The 13,416-nt window shown below is 59.4% G+C and carries 15 protein-coding genes and 2 pseudogenes; 9 read left to right on the top strand and 8 right to left on the bottom strand.

Annotation, left to right across the window (positions count from 1 at the left end):
- The first annotated feature begins 45 nt into the window (after positions 1–45).
- From S4A8_RS09140 to S4A8_RS09115, 6 genes are all read left to right on the top strand, one after another.
- On the top strand, positions 46–714 hold the full coding sequence (locus S4A8_RS09140; protein WP_353178378.1) for a DNA-3-methyladenine glycosylase I: 669 nt from the start codon (positions 46–48) through the stop codon (positions 712–714).
- Between the two features lie 12 nt (positions 715–726).
- Positions 727–1,518: a YbaY family lipoprotein gene (locus S4A8_RS09135; protein WP_353219895.1), complete on the top strand. Its 792-nt coding sequence runs from the start codon at positions 727–729 to the stop codon at positions 1,516–1,518.
- Between the two features lie 261 nt (positions 1,519–1,779).
- Entirely contained in the window at positions 1,780–2,907 is a 1,128-nt protein-coding gene (locus tag S4A8_RS09130) for an efflux RND transporter periplasmic adaptor subunit (protein ID WP_353219894.1), read from the top strand.
- Positions 2,908–2,964: 57 nt separating this feature from the next.
- Positions 2,965–3,363: an efflux RND transporter permease subunit gene (locus S4A8_RS09125; protein ID WP_353220069.1), complete on the top strand. Its 399-nt coding sequence runs from the start codon at positions 2,965–2,967 to the stop codon at positions 3,361–3,363.
- Between the two features lie 10 nt (positions 3,364–3,373).
- A complete protein-coding gene (locus tag S4A8_RS09120; RefSeq protein WP_353219893.1) occupies positions 3,374–6,049 on the top strand; it encodes an efflux RND transporter permease subunit in 2,676 nt (891 codons plus the stop codon).
- A gap of 130 nt (positions 6,050–6,179) precedes the next feature.
- On the top strand, positions 6,180–6,482 hold the full coding sequence (locus S4A8_RS09115; protein ID WP_353219892.1) for a metal-sensing transcriptional repressor: 303 nt from the start codon (positions 6,180–6,182) through the stop codon (positions 6,480–6,482).
- A 19-nt stretch (positions 6,483–6,501) separates the two neighbouring features.
- Here the strand turns inward: S4A8_RS09115 and S4A8_RS09110 are convergent, their stop codons facing one another.
- Positions 6,502–6,909: a DUF6691 family protein gene (locus S4A8_RS09110; protein ID WP_353219891.1), complete on the bottom strand. Its 408-nt coding sequence runs from the start codon at positions 6,907–6,909 to the stop codon at positions 6,502–6,504.
- 4 nt (positions 6,910–6,913) lie between these two features.
- Positions 6,914–7,351, bottom strand: a complete 438-nt coding sequence (locus tag S4A8_RS09105; RefSeq protein ID WP_502950727.1) for a YeeE/YedE family protein — start codon at positions 7,349–7,351, stop codon at positions 6,914–6,916.
- A gap of 215 nt (positions 7,352–7,566) precedes the next feature.
- On the opposite strand from S4A8_RS09105, the gene S4A8_RS09100 reads away from it, so the two are divergent.
- The 3 genes from S4A8_RS09100 (at position 7,567) to S4A8_RS09090 (ending at position 9,950) form a co-directional block, all read left to right on the top strand.
- A complete protein-coding gene (locus S4A8_RS09100; RefSeq protein WP_353178370.1) occupies positions 7,567–8,433 on the top strand; it encodes an MBL fold metallo-hydrolase in 867 nt (288 codons plus the stop codon).
- A gap of 228 nt (positions 8,434–8,661) precedes the next feature.
- Positions 8,662–9,069 (top strand): hypothetical protein, encoded by a 408-nt coding sequence (locus S4A8_RS09095; RefSeq protein ID WP_353178368.1) that lies wholly within the window; start codon positions 8,662–8,664, stop codon positions 9,067–9,069.
- A gap of 686 nt (positions 9,070–9,755) precedes the next feature.
- Positions 9,756–9,950, top strand: coding sequence for a hypothetical protein (locus S4A8_RS09090; protein ID WP_021031954.1), 195 nt, complete (start codon positions 9,756–9,758; stop codon positions 9,948–9,950).
- Between the two features lie 99 nt (positions 9,951–10,049).
- Here S4A8_RS09090 and S4A8_RS09085 read toward each other — a convergent pair whose 3' ends face one another.
- From S4A8_RS09085 to S4A8_RS09060, 6 genes and pseudogenes are all read right to left on the bottom strand, one after another.
- Complete coding sequence (locus S4A8_RS09085; protein WP_006912605.1) at positions 10,050–10,310, bottom strand: hypothetical protein; 261 nt, start codon at positions 10,308–10,310, stop codon at positions 10,050–10,052.
- A 172-nt stretch (positions 10,311–10,482) separates the two neighbouring features.
- A pseudogene (locus S4A8_RS09080) lies at positions 10,483–11,079 on the bottom strand (efflux RND transporter permease subunit); the annotation flags it as partial.
- Between the two features lie 56 nt (positions 11,080–11,135).
- Positions 11,136–11,852 (bottom strand): tetratricopeptide repeat protein, encoded by a 717-nt coding sequence (locus S4A8_RS09075; protein ID WP_353219890.1) that lies wholly within the window; start codon positions 11,850–11,852, stop codon positions 11,136–11,138.
- A gap of 41 nt (positions 11,853–11,893) precedes the next feature.
- Positions 11,894–12,037 (bottom strand): annotated as a pseudogene (locus S4A8_RS09070) (hypothetical protein); the annotation flags it as partial.
- A 103-nt stretch (positions 12,038–12,140) separates the two neighbouring features.
- Positions 12,141–13,067 carry a cation diffusion facilitator family transporter gene (locus S4A8_RS09065; RefSeq protein WP_353219889.1) on the bottom strand — a complete coding sequence of 309 codons (927 nt, stop codon included), beginning with the start codon at positions 13,065–13,067 and terminating at the stop codon, positions 12,141–12,143.
- Positions 13,060–13,413, bottom strand: a complete 354-nt coding sequence (locus tag S4A8_RS09060; RefSeq protein WP_209059978.1) for a P-II family nitrogen regulator — start codon at positions 13,411–13,413, stop codon at positions 13,060–13,062. Before S4A8_RS09060 ends, S4A8_RS09065 begins: the two co-directional genes overlap by 8 nt.
- Positions 13,414–13,416: the final 3 nt, after the last annotated feature.

The following is a 13,416-nucleotide window of genomic DNA, read 5'->3' as shown; positions in this document are numbered from 1 at the left end:
CGTCTGGGTTAAACTTGGCCGAATTATCGACCTGATTGTATTCCCATGACCGAATTCTCGGTTATAGAGCAACGAGCCCGCGAACGCGTGGGTGGCGCCGATGCACTCGAATCGCGCCTGATTCGCCCCGAGCCGCCGGAATCGCTGGCCATGATCGGCGATGATCGCTATCTGTCCGTAATGAACCGCCGTATTTTTCGTGCCGGTTTGACGCATCGGCTCGTAGATGCGCGCTGGCCAGCGTTCGAGATCGCATTCGACGATTTCGACCCCGCCCGCGTTGCGGCGATGGACGATACCCAATTGCAGCGGTTAACCCGCGATGAAACCCTCATTCGTCATCGCAAGAAGATCTTCGCGGTCCGCGATAACGCGATCGCCATGCAAAAGATCATCGACGAATTCGGCAGTTTCGGCGTGTGGTTGGCGGACTGGGACGAAGACGAAACCGTGGAACTGTGGCAAACGCTACGTCAGCGGTTCACTCAACTCGGCGGCAATTCGGCACCCGCATTCCTGCGTATGTGCGGCAAGGATACCTTTCTGCTCACCGACTGGGTCCTGCGTGCGTTGGCGTATTGGGACGCCTATACCGGCCGTGCGACCAGCCGTGCTGCGCTTAGCGAAATTCAGACAGTCTTTGATCGCTGGCAACAGGCGTCGGAACGCCCGTTATGCCAAGTGAGTCAAATTCTCGCGTTATCAATCGATTGAGAAGAGAACCTAATGTTGCATAGATACTTTGGCCAGGCGTGGGCCCGGTGTTGCCTGGGCATGCTGGCGATTCTGCTGGTCGCCGGCTGCGGCACTGATGAACCCGAGGTTGTCACCGTGGCGGGCACGGTCGAGCTCGCCGGTAGCCAGGCGCTGCCGGGCGATGCCAGCGCGCGCATCAGCATGGTCGAGCAGGGCGAGGACGGCGCGAGCAAACGTATCGTGGCCGAGCGCACGTTGCACGATCTGGACCGAAAATCGATTGCCTTTAATGTGGAGATCGAGCGCGATCTGATCGATCCCGACGGCGATTACGGCCTGCGCGGTGAGATTCTCGCGGCCGACGGTAACGTGCTTTGGAAGTCGGAAAAACCACGACCGATCAATCCGCTGAAAAACGAATCTGAAGTTCGGCTCGAACTCGTGCCCAGTGCGACGGATGCCGAGCTGAGCTTCGAACAGTATCGCTGTGACGATGGTTTTCATCTGGCCGCGGCGTTTGAGCCAAAGCGGGCGGTCGTACGCCTGGGGAACCGGCGCCTGGTCATGCCGGCCGCTGGTCGCAAGGACAAGTTCGTAGGCGAGCACGGTAATCGACTCAGCCGCGATGGCGATCGGCTGACGGTGGAGGTCGACGACAGCGTGCATGAAAACTGTACGGCAGTGGCCAGTCAGACGCCGCCCGAGACTGGCCCGTCGGGCGGGGAAGACGCCGACGCGCAGGCGGCCGACGCCACGAACGAAAAGCCGAAGGGCAGCGGCGAGAACGGGGAGAAAGAAGCGCCACCGCAGACGAACGACTAGCGCGCGATCGACCACACGCTGGCGGCTGGAGTCGTGAAAAGATGGCTTTCTGAATTATAGTTTGCGCGCAAGATGCCAGTAGCTTTGGTCTGCGTTGTATTCGCGATTGCGCAATAGCCGGCCTGTGGCTTGCACAAAACAACGACAACACATCGAGGGGAAAGGATGTCGGCGCACAGGCTTAGGGGGTGTTTCGGTTCTGCCGCCGAGCAGGGCAGACCACGCGAAAACACGGTCGCCGGCGGCGCCAACAGAACCGTCATGAGTCGGCCGCGTCGAACGCGTTGGCGGGGTGTGCTGATCGCGCTTGGCGCCTGCGTTTCGCTATCTGCCTGCACCAGCGAACAGCCACCGCAACCCACACCGCCCAAGCCGATTGCCTGGGCCGTGGCCCAGGTGGCCAGCTCCGGCCAAACGCGCTCGATTGCCGGCGTACTGCAGACGCCCGAGCGCGCGCCGGTGGGCTTCGATGTGCCGGGGCGTGTCGCGCGAATCAATGTGGACACGGGCGATGTATTCGCGCGCGGCGATGTGCTGGCCACACTCGACGATCGTAGCTATGCGTTGACACTCGAGCAGCGCAAGGCAGAGCTTGCCGAGGCACGCGCTGCCCGCGAGTTGTCGTCGACACGCTTCGCGCGTTCCAAGTCGTTGCGTAAGGCCGATGCCATTTCGCAAGCCGAGTACGATAACGATGCGGCCACGCTTGCCAGCGATCGCAGCCGGGTCGATACGGCCCGGGCCCGGGTCAATATTGCCGCCAAGGACCTCGCTGACACACGCCTGATTGCCCCCTATGACGGCAGCGTAGCGCGCCGGCTTGTGGAGCCGGCCCAGCGCGTACAGGCAGGAGAAACGGTACTCGAAATCCAGAGCCGCGACGATGGCATGGAAGTGGTCGTATCGGCGCCGGAAACGCTGGTCGGCGTGCTCGATCGCGATGCGATGCATACGGTCACACTCGCAGCTGCGCCGAACGCGCCGATGATGGCGCGTATCAGCGAGGTGGCCACCGATGCGGGTGATCGCAATGCGTATCCGGTGACCCTGGTGATCGCCAAGCCGGTCGACGCGGCCCGTGCGGGCATGACTGCCGAGGTCACGCTGCGCCTGAGCAATGGCGAGTTGGCGCAGCCGGCGCGTATCGAAATACCGGTCACCGCATTCGCGCAGGGCGCTGATGACGACACCTTCGTCTATGTATTCGACCCCGACAGCGACCGCCTGGTCCAACGCAGCGTCGAGGTGGCCGACATTAGCGGTGACAAGGCATTGATTAGCGCTGGGCTGGATCCCGGCGAGATCGTCGCCAGCCAGGGATTGGCTTTTTTGCACGATGGCCAGTCGGTGACCCGGATCGGCGTCGGCCCCCGCCAGTTCAACGAATAACCGGGTGGCCGGATGAATATCAGCCAGCTTGCGTTTCGGTATTGGCCTGTCGTGATCATGATGGTCGTCGTGGCCAATATTGCGGGCGTGCTTTGCTATTTTTCGCTGCCCACCCGCGAAGACCCGGAAATCACGATCCGTGAGGCGGTGGTTACGACCCACTTCGAGGGGCTGTCGGCCGAGCGGGTCGAATTGCTGATCACGAAAACGCTGGAAGAGGCGATTCGTCAGGTTCCCGAGGTCGAGCAGATTCGTAGTACGTCCATGCCGGGGACCTCGATCATTCATGTCGAGATTCAGGACAAGTATTTCAACCTGGACCAGATTTGGGACGAAATGCGCCACAAGATCGACGGCGTACGCGACGATTTGCCTGAGGGCGCGAGCACGCCCTATGTCAACGACGATTTCGGCGATGTCGCCGTGGTCACCGCCGCGCTGACCGCTGACCGCTGACGACTTTTCCATGTCGCAGATGTACGACATGGCCCAGCATATTCGCGACCAGCTTTATACGGTCAAGCACACCAAACGGGTCGAAATTCTCGGCGTACAGCCCGAGCGTGTCTACGTCGAGACCACCAATGCACGGCTGGCCGAAATGGGCCTGAGCCCGCAACAACTGATTGCCACGCTCGCCGACCAGAATATTATCCGCCCCGGGGGCGCCGTGGATACGGCGGGGCGGCGCTTCACCATCGAACCGACCGGTAATTTCGAAGATCTCGACGCCATTCGCGAGGCGTTAATTCCCTTGCCCAACAGCGACCGCGTGGTGCCGCTGCAGGATATTGCCGCCATCAAGCGCGGCTATCTGGAGCCGCCCGAGCGCAAGGCCTACTACAACGGCAAGCCGGCGCTGATGTTTTCGGTGGCGATGCTCTCCGGCAACAGCGTGCTCGACTACGGCGCCCAGGTGAAGGCCAAGATCGCCGAGCTGCAGCGTGCCTTGCCGGCGGGCTACCAGTTGGATATTGCCACCTATCAGGCCGAGCAGGTGGCCAAGACCGTCTACGGCGTGACCATCAACGTGCTGCAGACACTGGCCATCGTGCTCGCCGTGGTGATCCTGTTTCTGGGACTGCGCACCGGGCTGATCGTGGGCTCGATCGTGCCTGCGGTAATGCTCGCAAGCCTTGCGGTCATGGGTTTTTTCGACATGACGCTGCAGCGCATGAGCCTGGCTACGCTGGTGATCGCGCTGGGCCTGCTGGTCGATAACGGCATTGTGATCGCCGAGGATTTCAAGCGCCGGCTGGAAGAGGGGGCGACTCGCGACGCGGCCTTGAAACAGACCGGCGACCAGATGGCCTTTCCGCTGCTGTCGTCGACATTGACCACCATCCTGGTCTTTTTGCCACTGATGCTGGCCGAACACGTGGCCGGCGAATATACGCGCTCCATCTCGCTGGTCATTCTGATCACGCTGCTGACCTCCTGGCTACTCGCCATGGGCCTCACGCCGCTGCTGTGCTATCGATTCATCCGGGTCGACCACGTCGGTGACGGTGGGAACGAAACGCCGGATGGCCCGGCGTTTTCGCAGCGCTTGTTTGAGCGCATGAACGGCGTGTACGAACGGTTATTGCGCCAGGTGATGGCGCGGCCGGTTCTGTTTCTTATCGGCATGTTCGCGCTTCTCGTGCTCGCGGTCGTGGGCCTGGCCAACGCGCCGGCCAAATTCTTTCCCGATTCCGATCGGGCCCAGATTCTGGTGTATGTCGATCGGCCGGCGGGTTCGCCGAGTACCGCGACCGACGAATCGATCCAGCAAATGATGACCATCGTCGCCGATGCACAACGCTTTCCGTATGTGCAGGATTTTGCGGCCTATGTCGGTTTTGGCGGGCCGCGATTCGTGTTGTCGCTCACGCCGGTCGATCCGGCGCCGTTTCGCGGTTTCATGGTCCTGAATATCGACGATGCGCAGCATATGGACCGCGCCGAGCGCGAAATACGCGCCGCCTTGAATGCCGAAGTACCGGCGGCCCGGGCCCGGGTCAAGCGCATGTTTCTCGGGCCCAGTGACTCCAGCCAGCTGGAGATTCAGATCAAGGGCCCGGACGCGGACTATATCTATGCGCAGGCCGCACAGATCGAGCGGCTGATGCAGACCGTGCCGGACACCATCGATGTCCGAAACAATTGGGAAAACCGCGTCGACGCCATTCGCGTGGATGTGGATCAGACCCGCGCACGCCGTGCCGGGGTCACCTCGGCCGATGTGGCGCGGTCGATGCGTCAGTTCTTCGACGGCCGAACGATTACCGAATTTCGCGATGGCGACGATATCTTTCCCATCGTGCTGCGCGCGGCCGATGCCGAGCGCCACGATCTGGACCGGGTGAAATCGCTATCGGTGTTTTCGCAGTCGCAGGGCCATAGCGTACCGCTGATCCAGATCGCCGACTTCTCGCTGGTGCCACGCTTTGGCGTGATCGCGCGCGAAGACATGGCCCGCACGGTCAGCGTGGAGGCACGCAACACGCGGTTGTCTGCCGAAGACATGCTGCCGCAAATTCAGCAACGGCTGGATGCGTTCGGCGCCCAGCTGGCACCGCAGCATCATATTGAGATCGATGGTGTGGTCGAGGAGTCCGCCGAAGGTCAGGCCGCCTTGTCGGCCAACTTCCCGTTGTGTGTGGGCGCGACGCTGTTGCTGCTGGTCATTCAGTTCAATGGCTATCGCCGGCCGTTGATTATCGTGGCCACGCTGCCGCTGCTGATTATTGGCGCCGTACTGGGTCTTTATGTGATGCAGGCGGATTTCGGTTTCATGGAGATTCTCGGGCTCTATGCGCTGGCCGGGATCCTGCTCAATAACGGCATCGTGCTGCTCGATCAGATCGAAATCGAGCGTGCGGGCGATATGCCCGCCTACGAGGCGGTCATCGTGGCCTGTGTGCGCCGCCTGCGCCCGATCGTGATGACAACGATCACCACCATCCTGGGGCTGATGCCGTTGATCGTGTTCCACGATACGTTGTTTTATGGCATGGCCAGCGTCGTGGGATTCGGTCTGGCTATTGGCACATTACTTACCCTCGGCGTGGTGCCGGTGTTCTACTGCCTCGTTTTCCGGGTACGAAAAGACGACGATACGGCGTCGACCGAGCGCGCGAATACGCGCAGCGAGCACTAAGGCGATCGTTTGTTGGTGGTTGCGCGCGAGTGGTCGGGCCGGGTCTTGGCCGATAATACCGCCGAGGGCCCGGGCTGCGGATTCACTGCATGTAGAATTTCGATTCATGTCTATCAACACATCGCCTGCCATGTCCGAAGACACCGAAATAGACGCCGTCGACCCGGAATGGGAAGCCAGCAAGAGCGCACTCATTCAACGCCTCAAGCGTGTGGAAGGGCAGGTGCGCGGTCTGCAGGCCATGATCGAGCGCGATGCCGAATGCGAAGACGTGGCGGTCCAGATGTCGGCTGCGCGCAAGGCGTTGGATCGTACCTTCTACAACATGCTCTCCTGCGTGATTGAACGTGAATTGTCCTGTAGCCATCTCGACGGCGATGACGCACGCGCACGCCTGAAATACGCGACCGAACTGCTGTCGCGCTACGGCTAAAGGCCGGTTGAATGCGCGCTTACGCGCGATAGCGTCCGGCCAGCCAACCGCCGAGTAGCACCGCAGGCAGGAACACGACCGCCTCGTGAGCGTTGTACACCAGCGCCGCCAGCCCCGGGCCCGGACAATAGCCCGCCATGCCCCAGCCGATCCCGAACAGCGCCGCGCCGATAAGCAGAGGCCGATCGATGCCAAGGCGCGCCGGTTCATGGAAGCGCTCGGCGCAAAGCGGTCGAGCCCGGGTCCGTGCGATTGCGTGCGCTGCAGCGAACACGCTCAAGGCGGAAGCCATCACCACAGCCAGCGTCGGATCCCAGGGCCCGAGCGGGTCGAGGAATGCCAGCACCTTGGTCGGATCGACCATGCCGGAGAGCGTAAGCCCCACGCCGAACAACACGCCGCTGGCCAGTGTAATGACGTGACGCATCCTGTTAACCCAGCATACGGCGACAGATCACCGCCGTGATGACGCCGAACACGAAGAATACGACCGTGGCGGCCAGCGAGCGGGGCGACCCGCGGCCGATGCCGCACACACCGTGACCACTCGTACACCCCGAACCGAGTCGCGTGCCGAAGCCCACCAGCAGCCCGGCGAAGGCGAGTCGCACAGGCGAAAAGCCTTCGCGCACGGGCACGATAGCCGGCGCGAAAATGCCAACCAGCAGTGCGCCGGCGATTAGACCGCCGAGCCATAGCAGGGCGCGTCCGCGACGCTCGGGTGCAGCGATGAGTCCGTGAAGATGGCCGGATACGCCCGCGATCCGGCCGACGCCCAGCCATAGCAGCGCGGCAGCAAGGCCGATAAGCGCGCCACCGATCGCGCCGCTAAGCGGTGTGAAATTGGCCATCGTGAACATGCTATCAATCCACGCCGGCCGGCGGGCAGGGGGGCGATACGCAGTACAACACGTCGCCCGTCATGTCGCGTCGGCTGTTCAGAACACGGTGCCGGCTGCGAGACCGATTCATGAATACCTCTGACTTGTTTTGGATACCCCCTAGGGTAGAATAAAACTTGCTGATATGTGCAAATAACCAAAAGTTTGGCGCAAAGCGCACGATCCTGGATAAGAGGTGAAACATGGCTACAAACAGCCCGGAAGTGGTCGGTTTTTTCGATCCGAATACGTTCAGCGTCCAGTATGTCTGTATCGATAACGACAGCGCTCGCTGTGCGATCATCGATCCGGTGCTGGATTACGATCCGCAGTCGGCACGCACGAACACGACGCAGGCCGATGAAATCGCAGCCTTCGTACGCAAGCGCGGTCTGACCGTGGATTGGATTCTGGATACCCACCCACACGCCGACCATCTGTCAGCCGCGATCTATCTGCAGGAGATATTCGATGCGCCGCGGGCGATCGGCGAGCATGTCGTAGCGGTGCAAAAGCTCTGGAAAGACATTTACAACTTCGGCGACGACTTCCATACCGATGGCCGCCAGTGGGATCGTCTGTTCGCCGACGGCGATACCTTCAAACTGGGCAACCTCGACGCACGCGTCATGCATTCGCCTGGGCACACGCTTGCCTCGATTACCTATGTGATCGGAGATGCCGCCTTCGTGCACGACACGCTGTTTCAGCCCGACTTCGGTACCGCACGGGCCGATTTTCCCGGCGGTGATGCGGCCACGCTTTATCGTTCGATTCAGGCGATACTCGATCTACCCGACGACACGCGTTTGTTCACCGGCCACGACTATATGCCCGATGGCCGCGAGCCGTGCTGGGAGTCGACCGTCGCCGAACAGCGCGCGAACAATCCGCACCTGAAGAATATCGACGAAGCGAGCTATATCGAACTGCGCAACAAGCGCGATGCACAACTGCCGCTACCCACGCTCATACTTGCGGCGTTACAGATCAACACCCGCGGTGGCCGCATGCCGGAACCGGAAGCCAACGGCACGGCCTACCTCAAGATTCCGCTCAACGTCTTCTGAACCAGCCGCGGCAACGGGCGCACAGCGGTACAAGTGCGCGGGCCAGGGCGCCGATCGCGATCAACACGCGGGCAATCCGCACCGGTGCGGCCGGGGCCAAAACCGCGTTTGCCGGGTCACCGTCGCGTACGTGGTCAAACGGCATTAAAGCGGGGCCCGCGTGTTTAAGCACGCCTGTGGCGAGCCGATACTCTCCGTATGCATGGCGAAACCAACTATCTCAAGCTCATGCTGGCCATCGCCGGCGGTGTGGTCATCGGTGGCATCGCGCTCTGGGTTGCGCGTCTTCTGCTGGGCATCGGGTTGATGAGTGCCGTAGCCTCCGGCCTGAATGTTACGGTTGGCGATCCGCCGGGTTCCTCTGTTACGGCGGGCGCCGCATACAAACGCCAGCTCGCCAAAGAACGAGGCCAGCAAATTGAATCTCGGCGCGTACCGCCAATCGACGACGCGCTTCGCCGAAAACGCGAGCAATCCGAACGCGGCCGCCAGTACTGGACGCAATGCGAGGAATGGTCTCGCAACTACAAGATGACGCCAACCGAAACCACGCGCTTGAACGGCAAATTCTATTGCGAGCGCTACGGCACCTATATCGAAACCGGCCGCACGTCGAACGACAAACCGCCGTTCTAATCAATCCGAGCAGCGACTGGTCGTAGCCATCATGGCCGACGCGCGGGCATGGCATATCAACAAGCGGTGACTGAATCGGCCAAAACACAGTGGACAGCACGTGGGCGGTCGATAACCATTAGCGCGAATAGACAGATCTGCAAGAACGTGGCGCTCGGATTGCAAGGCACGCTAGAGGGCGTCTCTGTCGCTCAGCGCCGAACACAGCCATAAATAATACTGTGCATAATGTATATTATGTTAAATATTATATTACGCCGGCCGCCTCATCGCATCGCTGCCCACCCCTCAGCCAGTGTGTAACGTTGCCCAAGGCCTAGGCTCAAACACTTCTATACGGTCCTGGCGTTGGCAACGCCTGCCCGCGCGCGATGCTATCCAAGTTCGGCTGTTGATGGGACGCGCCGTCGAGACCTGCGGCCGTTCTAAATGGATTCCATCTGTTAGCCGATACTCGGCGAATGCGCACTTACGTAGTACGCAGCTCGGGCTGCTAAACGCGCCTGGAAAAACGGGTCCGCGGACTTCAGCAACGACGCACGCCGCCGAAATAAATGCCGCTGGCAGCGACTTGCTCTCTGAACATGAGGCCTCAACGTCTGTCCGGTTGGCGGCCGAAGCGAGCCTTTACACGCGCCCGCATCGACCTCTTGGATTCGATCTGTCTATCGTTTGGAGGTTTTCCAATGTTGCTCACTATTCGGCAACTGCGCCTGGCTTCCTGGATACTCACGCTTGTAGCTGTTTGCCTGGCGCTGGGCGGTATCGCGCTCGGTCTTGCCGGTGAAGGCTTCGGCTGGTCTGCCATGGCAATGGCCACGACAATCATTGGTCTTCAGCGATTGAATACCCGTTCCCGACGCGTCTTGGCTTCCGGTTAAATCAACACACATTCCCGTAATGCAGCTATGGCCTTCGCGAAGGAGCTGCATGCGTTTCGGGTTTTATGTTGATAGAACGAGCCATTCACCTCGTTACATTCAGTAACCGCGACGCTTGAGTTGCTTGATCGTGAGCACGATCGCCGCTGGCGTATGCACGGCGCCCATACCGGCGACGAACAGGCTCCAGCGTGCCAGCGTGCTGTCGGCCGCATACCGCATACAGATAGCGCCAAAGCCCAGACCGACCAGGATCAGCAGACCGCGCGTAACTATTTCATAGCGCGTATGGGCCGCGATGAGGTGATGGCTCCAGCCTATGGGAACGAGCGCGATAATGGCGGTAAGTAATTCGAACATGGCGAGTTTTTAACCCATCGTGTCGGCTACGGCAACGCCAGTCGCTTCATTTGGCTATGTATATCCATACAAGGCCAAGCGCGACCGCCCTCTTTCCTGCCGGTTTTGAAGGCTTCATATCGTCCTCGTGGCCGCGGCTTGATCTGGCAAGCCGCGGCCACGCGGGTTTCGGTTACAGATGAACCGGCGTATCCGGTTCGGCGAACCAGCGATAGACGCTGGGCAGCACGAGCAGCGTGAGCAGCGTGGACGTGAGCAGGCCGCCGATGACGACGGCTGCGAGCGGTCGTTGCACGTTCGAGCGTATGCCGTTGGCCAGTAGTAGCGGTATCAGGCCGAGCACGGCGGTCAGCGCCGTCATCAACACAGGTCGCAATCGATGTTCGGCGCCAATACGCACGGCATCGGTCATGCTCGTGCCCTGCTCTCGCAGCTGGTTGATATACGACACCATCACTACGCCGTTCTGTACGGCCACGCCGAATACGGCAATGAAGCCCACCGCGGTCGGTACCGAAAGATAAAGCCCGGAAAGCCAGAGCGTGAATATCCCGCCGATGATCGCGAACGGGACGTTGAGAAAGATCAGCGCGGCATAGCGCAGGCTCGAAAAGGCGCTGTAGAGCAGCAGGAAGATCAGCGCCATCGTGACCGGCACGACCAGATAGAGCCGTTGCATGGCCCGCTGCTGGTTTTCGAACTGGCCGCCGAAATCGACGAAATAGACGGAGGGCATGTCGATCTCGCGCTCGATACCTAGACGCAGGTCCGCGTCCATAGCGTTTGGAGAGACGCTCGTGTCAGACGTTTTGTTAATTGGCCTTCTTATTGCGCGCTCCTAGGCAAAACTCTTTCTAATCCAGATATCGGTTCGCTTATTTCTATTCCATTCTTACTCCGGATTATGCGGTCGGCCCGCGTATTTTGAGAAAATAGCTCGTCGCGCTTTCTAAGCAAGGCCCGAGCGTGTTTTCTTTCACTTGGCTCCAGTAAACCCTGAACCATTTTTCGTTCCTCTACCGCCGCGGTGAAGCCCTGTTGCGCAGCCAATGACGTCCAAACATAGGCTTCCACAAAATTTGCTTTCTGCCCTGAGTTGGACGCGTAAAGCTTGCCTAGCTCATATTGTGCCAGAGCGGAGTTTTGTTGCGCTGCCCTAGCCAACCACCGACGAGCCTGCACAACATCTTTCCCAATACCGCGCCCGTCGATATATTTGAGCGCTAGATTTATCTGAGCGTCCACCTGTCCCTGTTCAGCAGCTTTCAGGTACCACGATGCCGCTTTTAAACTATTTTGCCGCACGCCAAAACCTGTATCGTAGGCCCATCCGAGGTAGAATTGCGCCGGGGAGTAATCCTGTGCGGCGGCTAGGGCATAGTACAAAACAGCTTGTTCACGGCGTTTTTTGTGCTCTATGCGGCCTTCGCGATAAAGTTCAGCCAAACGAAACTGCGCCTGCAGAACTCCTTGGTCGGCGGACCGGCGTAGCCAAATCGCGGACGTTGTCGAGTCGCCAGAAAGATTCGGTTCTTTTGCCAACAGGAAAAAAGATTGTATTGAGCCGAAGCGTGGCCTTGCTCTGCCGCTTTTTTAAACCATTGATAAGCGGCTTTCGTGTTTTTTTCTACACCGTCCCCGGTAGCGAGTGCGCCGCCGATAGAGTTTTGCGCGTTGGCATCACCTTCTTTAGCACGGAGGAATGTAGCGGCAAGTGGAGTCGAGATTGTCCCGGCCTCAGACTTAACCTCAAGAGTCTTGGCATCAAGTAATAGCGGTACTAGGAGGCTTGTCAGAAGTAAAAGAGTTGGCTGTTTTTAACCGCTCTCTTTAACATGACGAAACCTGGCCGGTCCTTCGGCTATTAACCGCGTGCGATCGCGTCAGCCGTTTAAGCTCTGGCTGCAACGTGCTGTGCTGTATGCTGAAACGACTCCTTGAAATATCTAAAAGGTGGGCTAGTATTTCTTCCCACTCATCTAAATCATGAAGTTCAATTTGCGCCGATAGCGCGTGGCGGCTCGATGAAAGTGACCACACATGTAGGTGGCGGACCCCGACAACGCCCTCCACGTTAGCCATAGCGCGCTCTAGTTCATCGATGTCAATATGGGCAGGCGCGCCCTCCATTAGAACGCGCAGCACATCGCGAAGAACATTAACGCTAGCGATACCAATCAGCAGAGTGATCAAAAGGGATAAAAGTGGGTCGATCGGAAGCCAATCAGTGAAATAGATGACCAGCCCGGCAAGAAGGGCCGCGACAGAACCCGCCAAATCACCCATCACATGCAGCAATGCGGCCCGCACGTTCATGTTTTTTTCGCCCCGGAACAAAATCCACGCGACGACGATATTTACTAGTAGGCCGATAAAAGCGACGACCATAACGGTCGGTCCTCCAACTTCCTGCGGATTCGCGAGTCGTTCGAATGCGGCAAAAACAATCCACACCACAATACCCAGCATAAAAAGAACGTTGACGAGCGCGCCTATAACCTCAGCGCGCGCAAATCCATACGTATGCGTTTTTGAAGCGCGACGCTGACTTAGCCATGCTGCAAAAGCGCCGATTCCGAGAGATAAGGAGTCGGTGATCATATGGCCCGCATCGGCAATCAGGGCCAGTGAGTTGGCCCAAATACCACCGACTACCTCGACGCCAGCGTATGCAGTCGTAAATATCAGCGATATGATAAGCAGTTTCGTGCTACCTGCATTGCCATGGCTATGACCGCCGTGCTCATGCTTACTCATCTGGGCCTCCCGATTTCGACGAAATTTGCACCGCCCCTTCGTTACGTTGCCCGTCGCTTATACGAATGGCCTCCCGCAAATCGGATATGAAGACTTTTCCATCACCGGGGTGGCCGTCGCCTGTACGTGCGCTTGCCAATATCGCGTCTACGACGGTCGTCGCAAGCGACTCCGGCACATCAATTTCGAGCTTGGCCATTTTGACCCGCCTCAAGCTGCCGTCCTGGACGTGGCCATATTCACGCAGATGCACCACCGCGATTCCGGGTATATCGTCAATATCAGCCAGCGCCGAAATCACCTGTTCGAGCATGACTTCACGTACGTAAGCCTTGATTTCCTTCATCGT

Source organism: Salinisphaera sp. S4-8 (genome assembly GCF_040361235.1).
Classification (GTDB): domain Bacteria; phylum Pseudomonadota; class Gammaproteobacteria; order Nevskiales; family Salinisphaeraceae; genus Salinisphaera.
Note: the sequence above shows the minus strand (reverse complement) of the source record. Positions and strands in the feature narration are given on the sequence as shown.

What these genes read in the sequence shown, in the direction of transcription:
- S4A8_RS09065 (WP_353219889.1), bottom strand. Translation starts at nt 13,067, where the DNA reads ATGAGTAAGCATGAGCACGGCGGTCATAGCCATGGCAATGCAGGTAGC.
- S4A8_RS09110 (WP_353219891.1), bottom strand. Translation starts at nt 6,909, where the DNA reads ATGCGTCACGTCATTACACTGGCCAGCGGCGTGTTGTTCGGCGTGGGG.
- S4A8_RS09090 (WP_021031954.1), top strand. Translation starts at nt 9,756, where the DNA reads ATGTTGCTCACTATTCGGCAACTGCGCCTGGCTTCCTGGATACTCACG.
- S4A8_RS09140 (WP_353178378.1), top strand. Translation starts at nt 46, where the DNA reads ATGACCGAATTCTCGGTTATAGAGCAACGAGCCCGCGAACGCGTGGGT.
- S4A8_RS09125 (WP_353220069.1), top strand. Translation starts at nt 2,965, where the DNA reads ATGATGGTCGTCGTGGCCAATATTGCGGGCGTGCTTTGCTATTTTTCG.
- S4A8_RS09085 (WP_006912605.1), bottom strand. Translation starts at nt 10,310, where the DNA reads ATGTTCGAATTACTTACCGCCATTATCGCGCTCGTTCCCATAGGCTGG.
- S4A8_RS09100 (WP_353178370.1), top strand. Translation starts at nt 7,567, where the DNA reads ATGGCTACAAACAGCCCGGAAGTGGTCGGTTTTTTCGATCCGAATACG.
- S4A8_RS09135 (WP_353219895.1), top strand. Translation starts at nt 727, where the DNA reads ATGTTGCATAGATACTTTGGCCAGGCGTGGGCCCGGTGTTGCCTGGGC.
- S4A8_RS09060 (WP_209059978.1), bottom strand. Translation starts at nt 13,413, where the DNA reads ATGAAGGAAATCAAGGCTTACGTACGTGAAGTCATGCTCGAACAGGTG.
- S4A8_RS09120 (WP_353219893.1), top strand. Translation starts at nt 3,374, where the DNA reads ATGTCGCAGATGTACGACATGGCCCAGCATATTCGCGACCAGCTTTAT.
- S4A8_RS09115 (WP_353219892.1), top strand. Translation starts at nt 6,180, where the DNA reads ATGTCCGAAGACACCGAAATAGACGCCGTCGACCCGGAATGGGAAGCC.
- S4A8_RS09130 (WP_353219894.1), top strand. Translation starts at nt 1,780, where the DNA reads ATGAGTCGGCCGCGTCGAACGCGTTGGCGGGGTGTGCTGATCGCGCTT.
- S4A8_RS09095 (WP_353178368.1), top strand. Translation starts at nt 8,662, where the DNA reads ATGCTGGCCATCGCCGGCGGTGTGGTCATCGGTGGCATCGCGCTCTGG.